The sequence below is a fragment of the Tardiphaga sp. GW822-FHT04G09 genome (genome assembly GCF_058800725.1).
In genome coordinates, this window is sequence record NZ_JBXAMO010000010.1 from 1 (window position 1) to 16520 (window position 16520).

At 63.0% G+C, this 16520-nt stretch carries 16 protein-coding genes; 8 read left to right on the plus strand and 8 right to left on the minus strand.

Annotation, left to right across the window (positions count from 1 at the left end):
• Positions 1-372: 372 nt before the first annotated feature.
• Genes AC1RLZ_RS18035 through AC1RLZ_RS18055 form a run of 5 tightly spaced genes read right to left on the minus strand, consistent with a single transcriptional unit; the run spans position 373 to position 5513 of the window.
• On the minus strand, positions 373-1092 hold the full coding sequence (locus tag AC1RLZ_RS18035) for a ribonuclease activity regulator RraA (RefSeq protein WP_493189734.1): 720 nt from the start codon (positions 1090-1092) through the stop codon (positions 373-375).
• Positions 1093-1104: 12 nt separating this feature from the next.
• A complete protein-coding gene (araD, locus tag AC1RLZ_RS18040; protein ID WP_493189735.1) occupies positions 1105-2844 on the minus strand; it encodes an L-arabinonate dehydratase in 1740 nt (579 codons plus the stop codon).
• 19 nt (positions 2845-2863) lie between these two features.
• Positions 2864-3730, minus strand: coding sequence for an ABC transporter permease (locus AC1RLZ_RS18045; RefSeq protein ID WP_371421007.1), 867 nt, complete (start codon positions 3728-3730; stop codon positions 2864-2866).
• An 11-nt stretch (positions 3731-3741) separates the two neighbouring features.
• On the minus strand, positions 3742-4506 hold the full coding sequence (locus AC1RLZ_RS18050; protein ID WP_493189736.1) for an ABC transporter ATP-binding protein: 765 nt from the start codon (positions 4504-4506) through the stop codon (positions 3742-3744).
• Positions 4506-5513 (minus strand): ABC transporter substrate-binding protein, encoded by a 1008-nt coding sequence (locus AC1RLZ_RS18055; protein ID WP_493189859.1) that lies wholly within the window; start codon positions 5511-5513, stop codon positions 4506-4508. Before AC1RLZ_RS18055 ends, AC1RLZ_RS18050 begins: the two co-directional genes overlap by 1 nt.
• A gap of 145 nt (positions 5514-5658) precedes the next feature.
• On the opposite strand from AC1RLZ_RS18055, the gene AC1RLZ_RS18060 reads away from it, so the two are divergent.
• Positions 5659-6378 (plus strand): GntR family transcriptional regulator, encoded by a 720-nt coding sequence (locus AC1RLZ_RS18060; protein WP_493189737.1) that lies wholly within the window; start codon positions 5659-5661, stop codon positions 6376-6378.
• 41 nt (positions 6379-6419) lie between these two features.
• On the opposite strand, the gene AC1RLZ_RS18065 is transcribed toward AC1RLZ_RS18060, so the two are convergent.
• Positions 6420-6866 carry a MarR family winged helix-turn-helix transcriptional regulator gene (locus AC1RLZ_RS18065; protein WP_493189738.1) on the minus strand — a complete coding sequence of 149 codons (447 nt, stop codon included), beginning with the start codon at positions 6864-6866 and terminating at the stop codon, positions 6420-6422.
• A 91-nt stretch (positions 6867-6957) separates the two neighbouring features.
• Here AC1RLZ_RS18065 and AC1RLZ_RS18070 point away from each other — a divergent pair, with 91 nt between their 5' ends.
• The 5 genes from AC1RLZ_RS18070 to AC1RLZ_RS18090 all read left to right on the plus strand — a co-directional run bounded on the left by AC1RLZ_RS18070 (position 6958) and on the right by AC1RLZ_RS18090 (position 12667).
• Positions 6958-7743 (plus strand): SDR family NAD(P)-dependent oxidoreductase, encoded by a 786-nt coding sequence (locus AC1RLZ_RS18070; RefSeq protein ID WP_493189739.1) that lies wholly within the window; start codon positions 6958-6960, stop codon positions 7741-7743.
• Positions 7744-8065: 322 nt separating this feature from the next.
• A complete protein-coding gene (locus AC1RLZ_RS18075; protein WP_493189740.1) occupies positions 8066-9265 on the plus strand; it encodes an ABC transporter substrate-binding protein in 1200 nt (399 codons plus the stop codon).
• A 21-nt stretch (positions 9266-9286) separates the two neighbouring features.
• Positions 9287-10144, plus strand: coding sequence for a branched-chain amino acid ABC transporter permease (locus tag AC1RLZ_RS18080; protein ID WP_493189741.1), 858 nt, complete (start codon positions 9287-9289; stop codon positions 10142-10144).
• Positions 10144-11943, plus strand: coding sequence for a branched-chain amino acid ABC transporter ATP-binding protein/permease (locus tag AC1RLZ_RS18085; RefSeq protein WP_493189742.1), 1800 nt, complete (start codon positions 10144-10146; stop codon positions 11941-11943). Before AC1RLZ_RS18080 ends, AC1RLZ_RS18085 begins: the two co-directional genes overlap by 1 nt.
• Positions 11924-12667: an ABC transporter ATP-binding protein gene (locus AC1RLZ_RS18090; RefSeq protein ID WP_493189743.1), complete on the plus strand. Its 744-nt coding sequence runs from the start codon at positions 11924-11926 to the stop codon at positions 12665-12667. Before AC1RLZ_RS18085 ends, AC1RLZ_RS18090 begins: the two co-directional genes overlap by 20 nt.
• 213 nt (positions 12668-12880) lie before the next feature.
• Here AC1RLZ_RS18090 and AC1RLZ_RS18095 read toward each other — a convergent pair whose 3' ends face one another.
• Both AC1RLZ_RS18095 and AC1RLZ_RS18100 read right to left on the minus strand, forming a co-directional pair.
• Entirely contained in the window at positions 12881-13657 is a 777-nt protein-coding gene (locus tag AC1RLZ_RS18095; protein ID WP_493189744.1) for a cyclase family protein, read from the minus strand.
• Between the two features lie 122 nt (positions 13658-13779).
• Positions 13780-14766, minus strand: a complete 987-nt coding sequence (locus AC1RLZ_RS18100; protein WP_493189745.1) for a fumarylacetoacetate hydrolase family protein — start codon at positions 14764-14766, stop codon at positions 13780-13782.
• 121 nt (positions 14767-14887) lie between these two features.
• Here AC1RLZ_RS18100 and AC1RLZ_RS18105 point away from each other — a divergent pair, with 121 nt between their 5' ends.
• Positions 14888-15808 (plus strand): ABC transporter substrate-binding protein, encoded by a 921-nt coding sequence (locus tag AC1RLZ_RS18105; RefSeq protein WP_493189746.1) that lies wholly within the window; start codon positions 14888-14890, stop codon positions 15806-15808.
• Between the two features lie 10 nt (positions 15809-15818).
• Positions 15819-16517 (plus strand): GntR family transcriptional regulator, encoded by a 699-nt coding sequence (locus tag AC1RLZ_RS18110; protein ID WP_493189747.1) that lies wholly within the window; start codon positions 15819-15821, stop codon positions 16515-16517.
• Positions 16518-16520 lie beyond the last annotated feature (3 nt).

The following is a 16520-nucleotide window of genomic DNA, read 5'->3' on the forward strand; positions in this document are numbered from 1 at the left end:
GTGACGATCGCGATCGCCCCTCTCGGTGGGGCAGGACGAAGGGGAAAATAATCAAGATGGGGATGTTGTCAATAGAGATAGGAAAAAATGTGTGAGGCGATTCCAGCCACACGCGTCATTCCCAGGCACACCAATTGGTGTGCCTGGGGGCGGGATCGGCACCGGAGGCGACGGGACCGAACTTCAGCCACTCCACTTGGAGTGGCTGAGAAATCCCGACCTGTTCAGCGGAAAACACTCCGTCATTCCGGGCTCAGTTCGGCCCGCTGCGCGGTCCGCCCTGCCCGGAACGACGAATTTGGATCGGGCTTTCCCGCCGCGCCAAGTGGAGTGGAGGTTCGCGCTCTCCCGGCATCGCCGGCGACGCGCGCCCTACCGCCCCTTTACCTTCCGCCACGCTGCGAAATCCACCAGCGTCTGCTCGTCGGTGGCCGGATAGAGCCCGAAGATGCCCTTGCCGTTCTGGACCTGCTCGGTGACGAAATCCTCGAACGCCGTCATCTCGAAGGCCTCATCAGCGATCTCATCGGCGAGATGGGCCGGAATCACGATGACGCCGTCGCTGTCGCCGAGGATCACGTCGCCGGGAAACACCGGCGCGTCGCCGCAGCCGATCGGACCGTTGATCTCGATGGCCTGATGCAGCGTCAGATTGGTCGGCGCACTCGGGCGATGGTGATAGGCAGGGAAACCGAGCTTGGCTATCTCGGCGGAATCGCGAAAGCCGCCATCGGTGATGACACCGGCGACGCCGCGCTGCGCCAGACGGTTGATCAGGATGGCGCCTGCGGACGCCGCACGCGCATCCTTGCGGCTGTCCATCACCAGCACGGCACCGGGCGGGCAATCCTCCACGGCCTTGCGCTGCGGATGACTGCGATCGCGGAACACGTCGAGCTTGTTGAGATCCTCGCGCGCCGGCATGTAGCGCAACGTAAAGGCCTCGCCGACCAGCGTCGGCTGGTCCGGCCCGAGCGGATGGACATCCTGGATGCACTGGTTGCGGAAGCCGCGCTTGTAGAGCGCGGTGGCCACCGTGGCGGTGGAGATGGTCTTGAGTTTGGCGCGGGTCGCGTCGCTGAGTTTGGTCATGGGATCACTCACTCAATAAATCACGGGTTCTTTGACCGGCGCGCCGAAGTCGGTGCGCAGGAAGTCGAAGTCGCAGCCTTCATTGGCCTGCTGGATATGTTTGGTGAACATCCAGCCATAGCCGCGTTCGTAATTGCGCTCCGGGGCTTTCCAGGCGGCACGACGCTTCTCCATCTCGGCATCGGAGATGTCGAGATTGATGGTGCGCGCATCCACGTCGAGCGTGATCATGTCGCCATTCTCGACCAGCGCCAGCGGACCACCGATGTAAGACTCCGGCGCGACATGCAGGATGCAGGCGCCATAGCTGGTACCGCTCATGCGCGCATCCGACAGGCGCACCATGTCGCGCACGCCCTGCTTCACCAGTTTCTTCGGGATCGGCAGCATGCCCCATTCCGGCATGCCCGGCCCTCCCTGAGGACCCGCATTGCGCAGGATCAGCACGTGGTCGGCTGTGACGTCGAGGCTCTCGTCGTCGATCGCCTTCTTCATGCTGGGATAGTCGTCGAACACCAGCGCCGGGCCGGTATGCTTGAGAAAGCGCGGCTCGCAGGCCGACGGCTTGATGACGCAGCCATCGGGCGCGAGATTGCCCTTCAACACGGCCAGCGCGCCTTCTGCATAGATCGGGTCCTGCACCGTGCGGATGACGTCGTCGTTATAGACTTCGGCGCCGGCGATATTCTCGCCCAGCGTCTTGCCGGTGACCGTCATCACATCGAGATGCAGATGCTCCTTGATGCGGCTCATCAGCCCCGGCAGGCCGCCGGCATAGAAGAAGTCTTCCATCAGATATTTGTCGCCGGACGGCCGCACATTGGCGATGACAGGCACCTTGCGGCTGGCGATCTCGAAATCGTCGAGACCGATATCCTGTCCGGCACGGCGCGCCTGCGCGATCAGATGAATGATCGCATTGGTCGAGCAGCCCATGGCCATCGCTACCGTGATCGCGTTCTCGAAGGCCTTGCGCGTCTGGATCTTCTGCGGGGTGAGATCCTCCCACACCATCTCGACGATGCGGCGGCCGCATTCACTGGCCATGCGGATATGACCGGCATCGGCCGCAGGGATCGACGACGCCCCGGGCAACGTCATGCCGATCGATTCCGCGATCGCGGTCATGGTCGAGGCGGTACCCATGGTCATGCAGGTGCCGTAGCTGCGGGCAATGCCGCCTTCGACCTCCACCCACTCCTTGTCGGAGATCTTGCCGGCGCGGCGCTCGTCCCAGTATTTCCAGGCGTCGGAGCCGGAACCGAGCGTCTTGCCCTTCCAGTTGCCGCGCAGCATCGGGCCTGCGGGCAGATAGATCGCGGGATAGCCGGCGCTGGTGGCGCCGAGCAGCAGCCCTGGCGTGGTCTTGTCGCAACCGCCCATCAGCACCACGCCATCCACGGGATGGCCGCGCAGCAGTTCTTCGGCATCCATCGCCAGCATGTTGCGATAGAGCATGGTGGTCGGCTTGAGGAAGGATTCCGACAGCGACAGCGCCGGCAGCTCCATGGGGAAGCCACCAGCCATCAGGATGCCGCGCTTGACGTCATCGACGCGGCTCTTGAAGTGCATGTGGCAGGGCTGCGCTTCCGACCAGGTGTTGAGGATCGCAATGACCGGACGGTCTTTCCACTCCACCGGCGCATAGCCCTGCTGCATCGCACGCGAACGATGACCGAAGGCGCGGAGATCGTCAGGTGCGAACCAGCGCGCACTGCGAAGTTGATCGGGGGTCTTTTTCTTGTTGCTCATGTCAGCACCTTCAGGGAAATCACGACTGCACGCCCCATTTCTGCACGGTGTTACGCTCGATGGTGCGGAAGATCAGGTTTTCCACGATCAGTCCGATGACGATCACCGTCAATAGGCCGGCGAACACGGCGGGGATGTCGAGCAAATTCCGGTTCTCGAAAATAAACCAGCCAAGACCGCCCTGCCCCGACGACACACCGAACACCAGCTCGGCCGCGATCAGCGTGCGCCAGGCGAAGGCCCAGCCGATCTTGAGGCCGGTGAGGATCGAGCCGAAGGCTGCGGGAATGAGGATGCGGCCCACATAGGGCAGGCCGCGCAGGCCGTAATTGCGGCCCACCATCCGCAGCGTGTTCGATACGCTCTTGAAGCCGGAATGGGTATTGAGCGCCACCGGCCACAGCACCGAATGCACCAGAACGAACACCAGACTGCCATTGCCGAGCCCGAACCAGATCAGCGCCAGCGGCAGCAGCGCGATCGCCGGCAGCGGATTGAACATGGCCGTCATGGTTTCGAGAAAATCAGTCCCGATGCGGGTGCTGATGGCAAGGATCGTGAAGACCGCGGCCAGCACGATGCCGGTCCCATAGCCCATGAACAGGACCTTCAGCGACGCCCAGGCGCGCATCGGAATGGTGCCGTCCTTGACCTTGTCGAACATGGTCAGGACGGTGTCGTGGAAGGTCGGAAACAGCAGCGGATTATCGAGATAGACGCCGTAGGCTTCCCATACTGCGCACAGGAAGATGATGATCGCCGTCTTGCGGACGAAGCCATCATTCCACAGCAATTCGAGAACGCTCAGCTTTCGCTCGAGCTCCGCGGGTTTAACGAGGGTCGCAACCGCCGCCTCATCGCGCATCAGGATTTTGGCTTCGCCCATGGCGGGTCTCCTCAATGCGCAGTGTCGGTGGACGCGAACAGCAGATCGTGGATCTGCTTCTCCAGCCGTCCGGCGCTGCCGTCTTCGGTGGACACCTGATCGACGTCGATGATCTCGGCCTTCACGCGGCCGGGATGCGGCGACAGCAGCAGGATGCGGTTGCCTATCTTGATCGCTTCGGCAATCGAATGGGTCACGAACAGCACGGTGAACTTGGTCTCTTCCCAGAGCTGCAGCAATTCATCCTGACAGGTCCGGCGGGTCAGCGCGTCCAGTGCGGCGAACGGCTCGTCCATCAGCAGGATGTCCGGCTCCATCGCCATGCCGCGCGCAATGGCGACGCGCTGCTTCATGCCGCCTGACAATGTGTGCGGATAGCTGTCGACCACACGCGTCAGGCTGACCTTTTCGATATAGGCGCGGGCGCGTGCCTCGGCGTCCTTCTTGTTCAGCTTCCGCGTCATCAGCAGCGGAAACATCACATTTTCCAGCACCGTCTTCCACGGCAGCAGCTGGTCGAACTCCTGGAAGATCATCATGCGGTCGGCGCCGGGCTCGGTGATCTCCCGCCCGTTGATCCGCATCTTGCCTTCACTCGGCGCCAGATATCCGCCGACAGCCTTGAGCAGCGTGGACTTGCCGCAGCCCGATGGACCAAGCAGCACGAAGCGATCGGACCGATTGACTTCGAAACTGACCTTGTCAGTAGCGGTGACAACCACGCTGGAGGTCTTGTAGCGCAGCGTCACGCCGCTGACGTCGAGAAGTGCAGACATCAGTTACCCTTGAGATCGGCCGAAGCAGGCAGGTAGTAATCGGTCCAGGCCTTCGGCTGGGTCTTCAGCGTCCCGGTCTTGAACAGATGGGTGGCGAACTTCATGGTGCCCTGCGGCGCCAGATTGTATTCCATCATGCCGGGCTCCTTGAGCCAGCCGAGGATGTCATCTGCCGGCGTCTTGTCGCCGGTGACTTCCTTGTAGATCTCCACCGCCGTCCTGGTGTCGTTCATGATCAGGTCCTGCGCTTCCTTGGCGGCATCGCGGACGGCCTGAATCACTTTCGGGTTGGTATCGGCAAATTTGGTGGTGGTGAAGAACTGCGACTGGCTCAGCGGCCCGCCCATTACGTCAGGTGAATTCAGCACCACATGCGCGCCGGGCACGTTCTTCATTTCAAGAAAGGTGAACGGCGGAATCGAGAAGTGGCTGCGCACTTCGTGCTGCACATTCGACAGCGCAGCATAAGCGTCGGGATGGCCGAGCTGCACGGTGTTGGCATCGAGCTTCGACCACTGATCGGCACCGAAGGCCTCGGATGCAGCAATCTGCAGCACGATCGCCTGGGTGGAGATCTTCACCGTCGGCACGGCAATCTTGTCGCCCGGCCCGAAATCCTTGATCGACTTGATGTGCGCGTCGCGGCTGATCAGCGTCATCGGCTGCGCCGATGTGGCGACGATGCCCTTCACCCCGCCTCTGGTGCGGTCCCACAGCAGCAGCAGATTGCCGGTGCCGGTGTTGAGGATATCGACACCACCGGCCAGCAGCGCATCGGTCTGCGCGCCGCCGCCGCTGAAGGTGATCCATTTGGTGGTGATGCCAGGCAGGCCCAGCGCCGCGGCATGTTTCTCGATCAGCTTCTGCTTCTCGATGATGTGCGTCGGCATGTAGAAAATACCCGGCTGACGCGACAGCGAAATCTCGGTCTTCTGCTGCGCCTGCGCCGGAAACACCGACATCACGAGGCCGAGCGCCGCCACGGCGCCTGAACAGGCAGCCCACATCTTGTTCATATCGTATCCTCCGCTGGGTTGACGTTGTTGACCGTCTTGACCCAAGGCACTAATACATTAGTGCATCGAAGGTCAAGCTGCGGCTGTTTATTTCTCTGTGATCCCTTTTTCTCATTCGCATTTCAGTGGCTTCATCATGCCTGCACCGACCACCGCGTCCCGCCGTACTGCACCGCGCTCTGCCGAGCGGCTCGACCGCGACCGTCAGGCGGCGCCGCAGGTATTCGAGCGATTGCGCGAATTGATCATCTCTCTTGCCCTGCCGCCGGGCTCTGCGCTGTCACGCGCAGCACTCGCGGAGCAGTTCGGCGTCAGCTCGACGCCGATCCGCGACGCGTTGATGCGGCTCGACAAGGAAGGCCTGGTCGAGGTCTTCCCGCAATATGCAACGGTGGTCTCCAAGGTCGATGTCGGCCTGGCGCAACAGGCGCATTTTCTGCGTCAGGCGCTCGAACTCGAAATTGTCAGAATTCTCGCGCTACAGCCTGACGCCGCGCTCATCATCGATCTGAACCGGATCATTGCGTTGCAGCAGCAGTTTGCAAAGGCCGGCGACTTCGCCCGCTTCATGGCGGCGGATACGGAATTTCATCTGAGGTTGTATGACGCCGCTGACAAGCGCGGACTGTGGGATCTGATCCGCAGCCGCAGCGGGCATATCGACAGGTTGCGTCGCCTGCATCTGCCGTCTCTCGGCAAGGCACAGGCGATCGTGCGGGATCACAAGCTGATCGTCAAAGCCATCGCGGCAGGCCAGCCCGACGAGGCGCAGAAGCATCTGCGCGCGCATTTGTCGGGCACGCTGCGCGACGTCGACAAAATCCGGATGCGATATCCGGAATATCTCAGCGACTGACGATAACGGAGCCTGGCCGACCGCAGGTCGGGTGTGCCCGCTTACGCCTTCCGATGCGCCTCCAGCGCCTGGGCATAGAGCGCAAGGCCTTCGGCCACTTTCTGGCGCTGCGCAGGCGTCAGGCGCGCCAGTGCATTCGTCACCTGCTGACGTCCAAAGGCCTGAATGGCTTCGCGGGTCCGCCTGCCTTTGGCGGTCAGCAGCAATCGCTTGATCCGGCCATCGCCGGCACTGGCAGCCTCCCTGAGCTCACCCGCCTCGATCAGCTTGCGGATCATGCGGCTGACGCTCGATTTTTCCAGACCGAGAAACGCCGATAATTCGACTGCCGTCATCGCCTCGCGCTCGCCGATCTCCAGCAGCGCGTGAACGGCCGATGGCGGATAATCGGTGGCGGCAACGGTCGCCTGCATGAAGCCAAGCTCGCGCACCATCAGGCGCGACGCTGCGCGGATGTGATCGATCAGATCGGCGTCGATATCGGGCAATCCCAGGCTCCTTGACGATAGTTGTATGATACAACTATATTGACCGTGGTGAATGATGCCCGTGTTAGCATAATCCGTGCAGGGAATGACCATGACAACCAGCGCTGTCCAACGCCGCCCCTATGCCCGCATGGCCGGGCGCATCTGCCTCGTCACCGGCGGGGGCAGCGGCATCGGGCGGGCGGCGGCACTGTTGATGGCACAGGAAGGCGCCGCTGCCGTCGTGATCGCGGGCCGCCGCGAAACCGAGGGACAATCGACGGCCGACGAATGCAGCCGGCTTGGCGCGAAAGCACTGTTCGTGCGCACCGACGTGACGGATGAGGCGGAGGTCGCCGGCCTAGTCCGAACCGTGATGGACGAATTCGGACGGTTCGATGTGGCCTTCAACAATGCCGGACATCAGGAACGGCGCGCGCCGGTCGAGCAGCAGACGAGCGCGGTCTATGACACCGTGTTCGACGCCAATGTCCGTTCGGTGTTTCTCAGCCTGAAGTATCAGATCCCTGCCATGGAGCTGAATGGCGGCGGCCGCATCGTCATCAACGCGTCGGTCAGCGGCATCCGCAACCCCAATCCCGGCCTCGCGCTGTATTCCGCATCGAAAGCGGCCGTGATCTCGCTGATGCGCTCGGCGGCGATGGAATGCGGGCCGCGCGGTATCCGCATCAATGCGGTGGCGCCGGGCCGCGTGGTGACCGACATGATGCTGGCTTCCGGCATAGCTGATATGTCGGCGGTCGCGGCCGGCCTGCCAATCCGCCGCATGGGACAACCGCACGAAGTCGCCGAAGCCGTGGTGTGGCTGGCTTCTGACGACGCCGGCTATGTTGTCGGCCATGTGTTGTCGGCGGATGGCGGCTTCAGCGCAACCTGACAACACTCGCGCATCATTGCGCTGCAACAGAAGAGTGCGGGCGCGGCAGTGCGACTTGCAACTCCCAAGCCCTTGGCAACGCCGGTGCTATCGTCAAAGATCACAAGCCGATTGCCAAACCCATCGCGACAGGCCAGCCTGAAGCGATGGCGATGGATCAGCGCCTCGCGCTGTGCTGCTGCACGTCATCAACACACGTCATGACGATCCGGAGTATCTGACCGACCAACGATCACGAATATCCGGCAGCGACCGGGCGGACGAAACGGATGCCTGCATCAATGACAGGCACCGCAAGGGAAAACACAGGGAGGAAGTCAAGATGAGCATTTCTCGTCGTGGTATTCTATTGGGCGGTGCTGGCGCACTCGGCGCGGCAACATTTCCACTCGCACGTCCCGCCATCGCGCAATCGTCCGAACCGATCAAGATCGGCTGGCTCGCGGCCATGACCGGGCCGAGCTCGGCGCCGACCGTCGGCTTCAACCGCGGCGTCGTCTTCGCCACCGAAGCCATCAATGCCGCTGGCGGCGTCAAGGGCCGCAAAATCGAGATCATCACCCGCGATACGCAGGGCGACCCCACCAAGGCCGTGAACGCCACGCAGGAGCTGATCAGCCAGGCCAAGGTCCATGCGATCTGGGGGCCGGTGAATTCCGGCGAGGCGCTGGCAACCACGCCGCTGATGGCGCGCGCCAAGATGCCCGACCTGCATCCCTGCGTCGTCGACACGCTGATCGATCCCGCGAAATTCCCGGCTGCGTTCCGCATCGCGCCGTCGAACGGCCAGTGGGATGATGCCGTGCGCAACTACTGTCTCAAGGTGCTGAAGGTCAGCAAGATCGCGGTGATCGGCGATACCACGGGTTATGGCGTCACCGCGGTGAAAGCCTCGGTCGAGGCTTTCAAGAAAGACGGCGCCGATGTGGTCTACAGCGCCAATATCGACGCCACGCAGCCCGACATGACGCCCGACATGCTGCGCGCCAAGAATGCGGGATCGCAGGTGATCGTGGTGTGGAGCGTCTCCACCGGCATGGAAGCGCGCATGTTCAACACCCGCGCGTCGATGGGCTGGGACGTCGCCTTTGTCGGCCATCCCTCGCTGGCCTCCGGCGAACTGGCCAGCCTGGTCGAGAAACCCGCCAATTGGGAGAAGGTCTATGCCATCGGCTACAAGAGCTGCAGTTATGACTCCACCGGCAAGCTGCCGCCCAAGAGCCAGGATCTGGTCGACCGGCTCACCAAGGCGAAGGTTGCGCTCAACGACACACTGCTGTGGTGGGTCGCCGGCGGCATCGACGCCGTCGAGCTGATCGCCAAGGCCGTCGAGGCTACCGGATCGACCGACAGCGAGGGGATCGTCAAATACTGGAACTCGCTGTCGAAATATCCCGGCTATTTCGGCAACTACTCGTTCTCGCCCACCCAGCATAACGGCTATCCGACCGACGAGATCGTGATGTCGGAAGCCCGCTCTGCCAAGAACGGCACCTTCGCCCTCGCCCCCGGCTACTCATAGGCCGGCGGGAGGGCACCCGCCATGCTCGGCTCGATCATAGCCTCCGGCCTCGCGGCGGGTGCGATCTACGCGCTCGTCGGCATCACCTACAACACCATGTTCTCGACCTCGCGAGTGATGAGCTTCACCGCCGGGCAGCTCGCGATGCTCGGCGGCGTGTTTGGCTCGCTGTTCATGCTGAAAATGGGGATGCCGACGCTGGTCGGCTTTGCCCTCACACTGATCGCCTGCGCGATCATCGGTGTCATCACCGAATTCGTCGCGGTGCGGCCGGTGCTGAAGAGCCTCGAGCAACATCTCTATGTGCTGTCGACGCTGGCGCTCGCGCTGATGATCCAGCAGGTCACCGCGATCAAATGGGGCACCGAGCCGCAACCGTTCCCGCGCATCGTCGGCCTGGGTACGGGAATCTGGGACGAGAAATTCTGGCTGCCGGTGGTGGCTTGCGGCCTCACCATTCTCGGCCTCGAATATCTCTATCGCCGCACGCTGGTGGGCCACGCCTTCATGGCGATAGCGGAAGACAATTTCGCGGCGCGTGCGCTCGGCCTGCCCGAGCGCAACCTGCGCGTGGCGAGTTACGCGCTGGCTGGCGTGATCGGCGGCGTCGCAGGCTTTGCCGGCGGCGAATTGATGCTCGCCTTCTTCGCCAATGGCGCCCTGCTGAATTTCTACGGTTTCGTGCCGGTGGCGCTCGGCGGTCTCGGCAACAATCGCGGCGCGCTGATCGGCGGCCTGGCGCTCGGCCTGTTCCAGCAGGCCGCGAATTTCCTGGTCGGCGGCATCTTCTCGTCGGTCGCGGTATTCGCGATCTTCATCATCGTGTTGCTGGCGGCGCCGCAGGGCCTGTTCGGCTCCGCCACGGCGCGGAGGGTGTAATGACAGTGATGACCGACACATCAGCAGCCCCCGAGATCACGACGAAGCATTCCGTGCTGCCGGCGCTGCTACCGTTTCTCGGCGTGTTCGCGCTGGCCATGATCCTGCCTTTTGTCAGCAACGACTACTGGGCGCTGATCGGCACCCGCGCCGCGATCTACTGGGTGCTGGTCGCCGGGCTCAATCTGGTGGTCGGCTTCGCCGGTCATCTCGCCATCGGCTATGTCGCGTTGCTGACGCTCGGCGCCTACACCACCAGTGTGCTTGTCGCCGGCAACGTGCTGCCGCCGGTGCCGATCTTCGTCGCACTGATCGCCGCGAGCGCCGTCGGCGCCGTATTCGGCGTGATCGTTGGCCTGCCGGCGATGCGGCTGCGCACCTTCTATTTCGCCATGACCACGCTCGGCTTCGCCACCATCGTGACGCAGATCGCACTGGCCTGGCAGAGCGTCACCGGCGGCGGCATCGGCATTGTCGGGCCGGAATTCTCGGCGCCGTTCAACACGCCATGGGGGTTCTATTATCTGTGCATCGGCTTCGCGGCGGTGGCCACATGGCTCAGCGCCAATATCGCCTATAGCCGGTTCGGCCGCGCGCTGATCGCAATCCGCGATGCGGATGTGGCCGCGGAAGCGACCGGCATCTCCAAGCCCAGGCTGCTGGTGTCGATCTTCTTGCTCGCCGGCGCCATGGCGGCCTTTGCCGGCGGGCTATTCGCCAGCCTGCAGACCTATATCACCCCGGATGCCTTCACCTTCGATCTGTCGGTCCTGTTCTTCATCGCCATCCTGATCGGCGGACGCGGCTCGATCCTCGGCCCGATGCTCGGCACCATCATCCTCACCATCCTGCCGGAGATCGCTGCACCTCTGGCCGCATGGTCGACATTCCTCTATGCAGTGCTGCTGCTCCTGATCGTGCTGGTGATGCCCGGCGGCATCGCGGCCCTGCTGGATTTCAAGAGCCGCCGGCCGCTCGCGAGCAATCGCGCTATCGTGCCGCGCATTGCGGGGCTCTCCGAGGTGCTGCGCAAGACGGCCACCACCAGCACGCTCACGCTACGCGATGTCGTCCTGACCTTCGGCAATGTCCGCGCCATCGACGGCCTCGATCTCGACGTCAAGCCCGGCCAGATCCACGGCCTGATCGGGCCCAACGGATCCGGCAAGACCACCACGCTGAACGTGATCTCCGGCTATTACGCCGCCAAAGGCGGCACCATCACGCTCGGCGACGACGCGCTGCCGCCCGGCATGCCGGAACTGCGCGCCGGCAAAGGCATCGCCCGGACGTTCCAGACCCCGCGGGTGATCGGCGAGGCCTCGGTGCTTGAGAATGTGATGGTCGGCGGCACTATCGAGGGCGAGGCGACATTTGCCGAGGCGCTGCTATCGCTGCCGCGGCATCACCGCGACGAACGCAAGCTCACAGCACAGGCGCGCGCCATGCTCGGCGTGGTCGGTCTGGAATCCCTCGCCGACGTCCGCGCCGATCGCCTGCAACACAGCGAATTGCGCTTCATCGAGATCGCCAGGGCGTTGATGCTGCAGCCCGACTTCCTGCTGCTCGACGAGCCTGCCGCCGGTCTCTCCAGCGACGAAATCATCAGGCTGGGTGCGCTGATCAAGGCCATCAGCCGCCGCGGCACCGGCGTGCTGCTGGTCGAACACCATGCCGACCTGATCTTCGACATCTGCGATCAGGTCACGGTGTTGAACCTCGGCAAGATCCTCGCCGCCGGCACGCCGGCCGAAATCCGCGTTCACAAGGAGGTCGTCAGTGCTTACCTCGGAGGCTGAACCGCTGCTCAGGGTCACTGCGCTGGAATCCGGCTACGGCAAGATCCGCGTGCTCCATGGTATCGACCTGCATATCGCCGCAGGCGAGGTCGTCACACTGCTCGGCCCCAACGGAGCCGGCAAGTCGACGCTGCTGCGCGCCATCTCCGGCCTGCTCCCGGTCAATGCTGCGAGCGTTCGCTTCGACGGCCGTGACATCAGCAACGGCACGCCGCGTGAGGCTGCGCGTGCGGGCCTCGTGCATGTCATCGAAGGCCATCGCGTGTTCACGCAGCAAACGGTCACCGAAAACCTGCTGCTCGCCGCCTATGACCTACCGCGCGGCGAGCGCAATGCCCGCGTCGATGAGGCGCTGTCGTTCTTTCCGGAGATCGCCCAGAAGCACCATGAACGCGGGGCGTCGCTTTCGGGCGGACAGCAGCAGATGCTGACGGTCGCGCAGGGGCTTGTGCGGCGACCACGGCTGCTGATGCTGGACGAGCCCTCTGCAGGACTCTCGCCGGTGCTGGTCGACCGTGTGCTGTCGGTGATTGCACAACTGCAGAAGCAGGGAACTGCCGTGCTGCTGGTGGAGCAACTGGTGGAGAAAGCGCTGGCTGCTGCCAATCGCGTCTATGCGCTGTCGCAGGGGCGGATCGTGCTGGAGGCGGCGACGTCGGAAGCGAATCTGCCGCAGCGTCTGGAGCGGGCCTATTTCGGGCATGAGGACGCGGCGGCGGTGTAGTGGCGCGGTGCGCTGCCTTGCTGCGCTGGCCCCAGCCTCGCCATTCCCCGGCAAACCAATTGGTTTGCCTGAGGGCGCGGGCGGCGCTAGCCGGACGCGCCCCCGGAATCCCGGAGTGAGAGTCTCGAACAGCGCCAAGCCATATCAAGATTCCGGGTTCGCTCGCGAAGAGCGAGCGCCCCGGAATGACAGTGCGTGGCGTAACGCTCGCGATCAACTATCAATAATCGCCACCGCCCTTGTCCATCCCGCCGACGCCTTCTCGATCTTCACCGGGAAGCACGACACCATGAAACCGGTGGACGGCAGCTGCTCAAGATTATGCAGCTTCTCGAGATGGCAATAGCCGATATGGCGACCGGCCTTGTGGCCTTCCCAGATCAGGCTGGCATCCTTCGTCTCGGCATATTTCTTCGCAGTGTAGACAAACGGCGCGTCCCAGCTCCAGCCGTCGATGCCAGTGAGGCGCACGCCCCTCTCCAGCAGATACATGGTGGCCTCATAGCCCATGCCGCAGCCGGAGGTGACGTAGTCCTGCTGCCCGTATTTGACGCCGGCGGATGTGTTGACGACGACGATCTCCAGCGGGCTCAGCGTATGGCCGATGCGCTTGAGCTCGTCCTCGACATCCTTGGCGGTCGCGACATAGCCGTCCGGCAAATGCCGGAAGTCGAGCTTCACGCCGGGTTGGAAACACCAGTCCAGCGGCACTTCGTCGATGGTCCATGACCGTTCGCCACGATTCATCGTGGGATGGAAATGATAGGGCGCATCGAGATGCGTGCCGTTATGGGTCGAGAGCTGCACCAGCTCCACCGCCCAGCCCTCGCCATCCGGCAGGTCTTCCTGCTTCAGCCCGTCGAAGAACTGCAGCATCCGCGGCAGGCCCTGCTGGTGATCGACATAATTGATGGTCGGATGATTGCCCGGCGGATCGGCGGGGACGTCGTTCTGCAGGGGAACGGAGATGTCGATGAGGCGACGGGCCATGGGATTTCCTCGGGGGTTCTTATTTCGATTCGTCATTCCGGGGCGGCCCCGACGCCGGAGGCGGCGTGACCGCCCCGGAATGACAGTGTGTGGTCGCAATGACGGTGGAGAGCGTTGCGCCCTCACACGTCCTGCCGCACCACCTTGTTCTTCAACACGCCGATCTTCTCGACCTCGAGTTCGATCTCGTCATTGTGTTCGAGATACCAGCCGAGTTCGAGGCCGCAGCCGTTGCCGACGGTGCCGGAGCCAATGAATTCGCCAGGCATCAACGTCTCGTCCTGCGTCACATGGGCGATGATTTCCTCGAAGGAGAACAGCATGCCCTCGCTGGTCGAGGACGAGCGCACCTTGCCGTTGACGCGGCATTCCATCTTCAGTCTGTAGGGATCGCCGATCTCGTCGGGCGTGACGATCCACGGGCCCAGCACATTGCCGCCGTCGAAGCTCTTGCCCTTCGCCGGGCCAAGACGGCCTTCCATCTCCAGCCGCTGCGCGTCACGCGCCGAGAAATCGTTGAAGATGGTGTAGCCGAAGATGTGATCCTTCGCCCTGGCCGCGGAAATATTCGCGCCCTTGTTCTTGGTCACGATGCCGAATTCGAGTTCGTAATCCATCACCTTGCTGTAGCGCGGCCACTTCACCGTCGTATTCGTACCGCGCACGCTGAAACGGTTGGTGATGTAGTAGATCGGCTGGCGGCGATAGACTTCGGGCAGTTCGCCAAGCGGCTCGGCTTCCAGCCGTGCCAGCTCTTCCATGTCACCCTTCGCACGGGCAGCCAGTTTCAACTGGCCGCGCGGCGACTGCCGGATATGCAGCGGAAACGACATGCCATCGCGCATCTGCCGCGGCTCCGGCAGCGGCGCGAGAACGTCTGTGCCGGCGACATTCACTGACAGCGTTGCATCGCTGCCATGTTTCTCGAATACGCTGCGCGCCGCATCGAGTGCAGCCTCGCCGGCATCGATCAGGGCCAGCATCGACCCGAAGGCGGGATTTCCGCCATCGCGGGCCGCAGCGCCGGCGAGATCGAACAGCCTTCCGTCATCGGCGTGAACGATACCGACTTTGTCCTGACCACCGGCACGAAATGTCGCGAGCTTCACTGGCGTCTCCCACTTGCTTTTGTTCGTCGATAAAATATATGATCAAAAAAAATATCGATAAACAAGAGGCGATCGAAAAGATTGCTTCGGGATCGAAAATGCTCGGGTGAGGGAGACGACCATGACCAGATGGACGGTGGCAGCCCTATTGGCCACGCTCGCTGTGACGGGCACCGCGCATGCCCAGAGCAAGCTCCAGATCGGTTGCACAGCAACAACGGACTGCGCCTCGGCCATGGTCGCGGTCGATGACGGCATCTTCAAGAAGCACGGACTCGATGCCGAGATGATCCCCATCGGCATCAATTCCAATATCCCGGCGGCCATTCTGTCCGGCTCGATCCAGATCGGCGGCCCGACCTCCACCGTCTTCCTGCAGGCTGCCGACGGCGGCCTCGATCTCGTCGCGGTCGCCGGCGCAACGGTGATGAGCCCGACATCGAACGCCAATATCACCGCCTTCGTGCGTAACGGCATCACGGTCAAGGAGCCGAAGGACTTCATCGGCAAGAAGGTCGGCGCGCCGGGCCTCGGTGCGTTTCTTCACGTGCTGTTCGTCAAATGGCTGGTCGACAAGGGCGTCGATCCCAGGAAGGTCAATTTCGTCGAAGTGACCTTCCCGACCATGCCGGACATCATCAAGTCCGGCGGTGTCGATGCCGTGCTGGCCGCGGAGCCGACGGTATCGCGCATGCTGGCGGCCGGCAGCGGCAGCATCGGCGCGCGCTACGCGTCGGAGCTCGAGCGCACAGAGCCGATCATTTTCTATGCGGCCTCGCGCGAATGGGCCGAGAAGAATCCCGACACCGTCAGGAAATTTCGCGCCGCCATCGCCGAAGCTGCGGCGATCGTGAACAGCGACAAGGCCTCGGCCGCAATCGCCAAATTCACCAAACAGACCATCGAACTGGTGAAGGCATCGCCGCCGAACAAGTCGGAGCCGGTGCTGAAGGCCGAGCAGCTGGCATGGTGGATCGACGTCATGTCCTCGCAGAAAATGCTGGAGACCAGGCTCGATCTCAACAAACTGATTCTGAAATAGGGCGAACTGAATGGCGGGCCAGCCCCTTAGCAGTCCAATCGACGTGTCCGGCTCGGATACGCTGAGCGAACGTGCAGCGACACTGCTTCAGCATGACATCATTGCCGGCAATCTCGCGCCAGGCACGCGGCTTGGCATCGTCGATCTCGTGCAGCGTTACGAGATCGGCGCCACGCCGATGCGCGAAGGACTGTCGCGCCTGATCTCACGCGGCCTGATCATCGGCATCGGCCAGCGCGGTTTTCGCGTCGCCGACATCAGCCGGGAAGATCTGGCCGACATCACACGGATGCGCAGCGTGGTGGAGATGGAGGCGCTGCGGCTGGCCATCGAACATGGCGACGATGCCTGGGAGGCTGGCATCCTCGGCGCGCTTCACCAGATGCGCAGGCATATCGACCGGACCGGCGATGAATTCCGCGAAGGAGCGCTGGATTTCGACAAGCTCCATAAGGGATTCCACACCGCCCTGCTGGCGGCCTGCGGATCGAAGCGCCTGCTCGCGGCGCATTCGGAGCTTTACGATCAGGCCTATCGCTACCGCAGGGTGATGATGCGCGGCTTCGACAGCGGCAGCCGCTTTGTCGCAGCCCATCAGCTTCTGGCCGATCGCGTGCTTGCGCACGAAACTGGTCCTGCACAGGCGATGCTGACGTCGCATCTGCACTCGACGCTCGCTTACGTCTATCCGCCCGGACAGGGAGATTGAGCG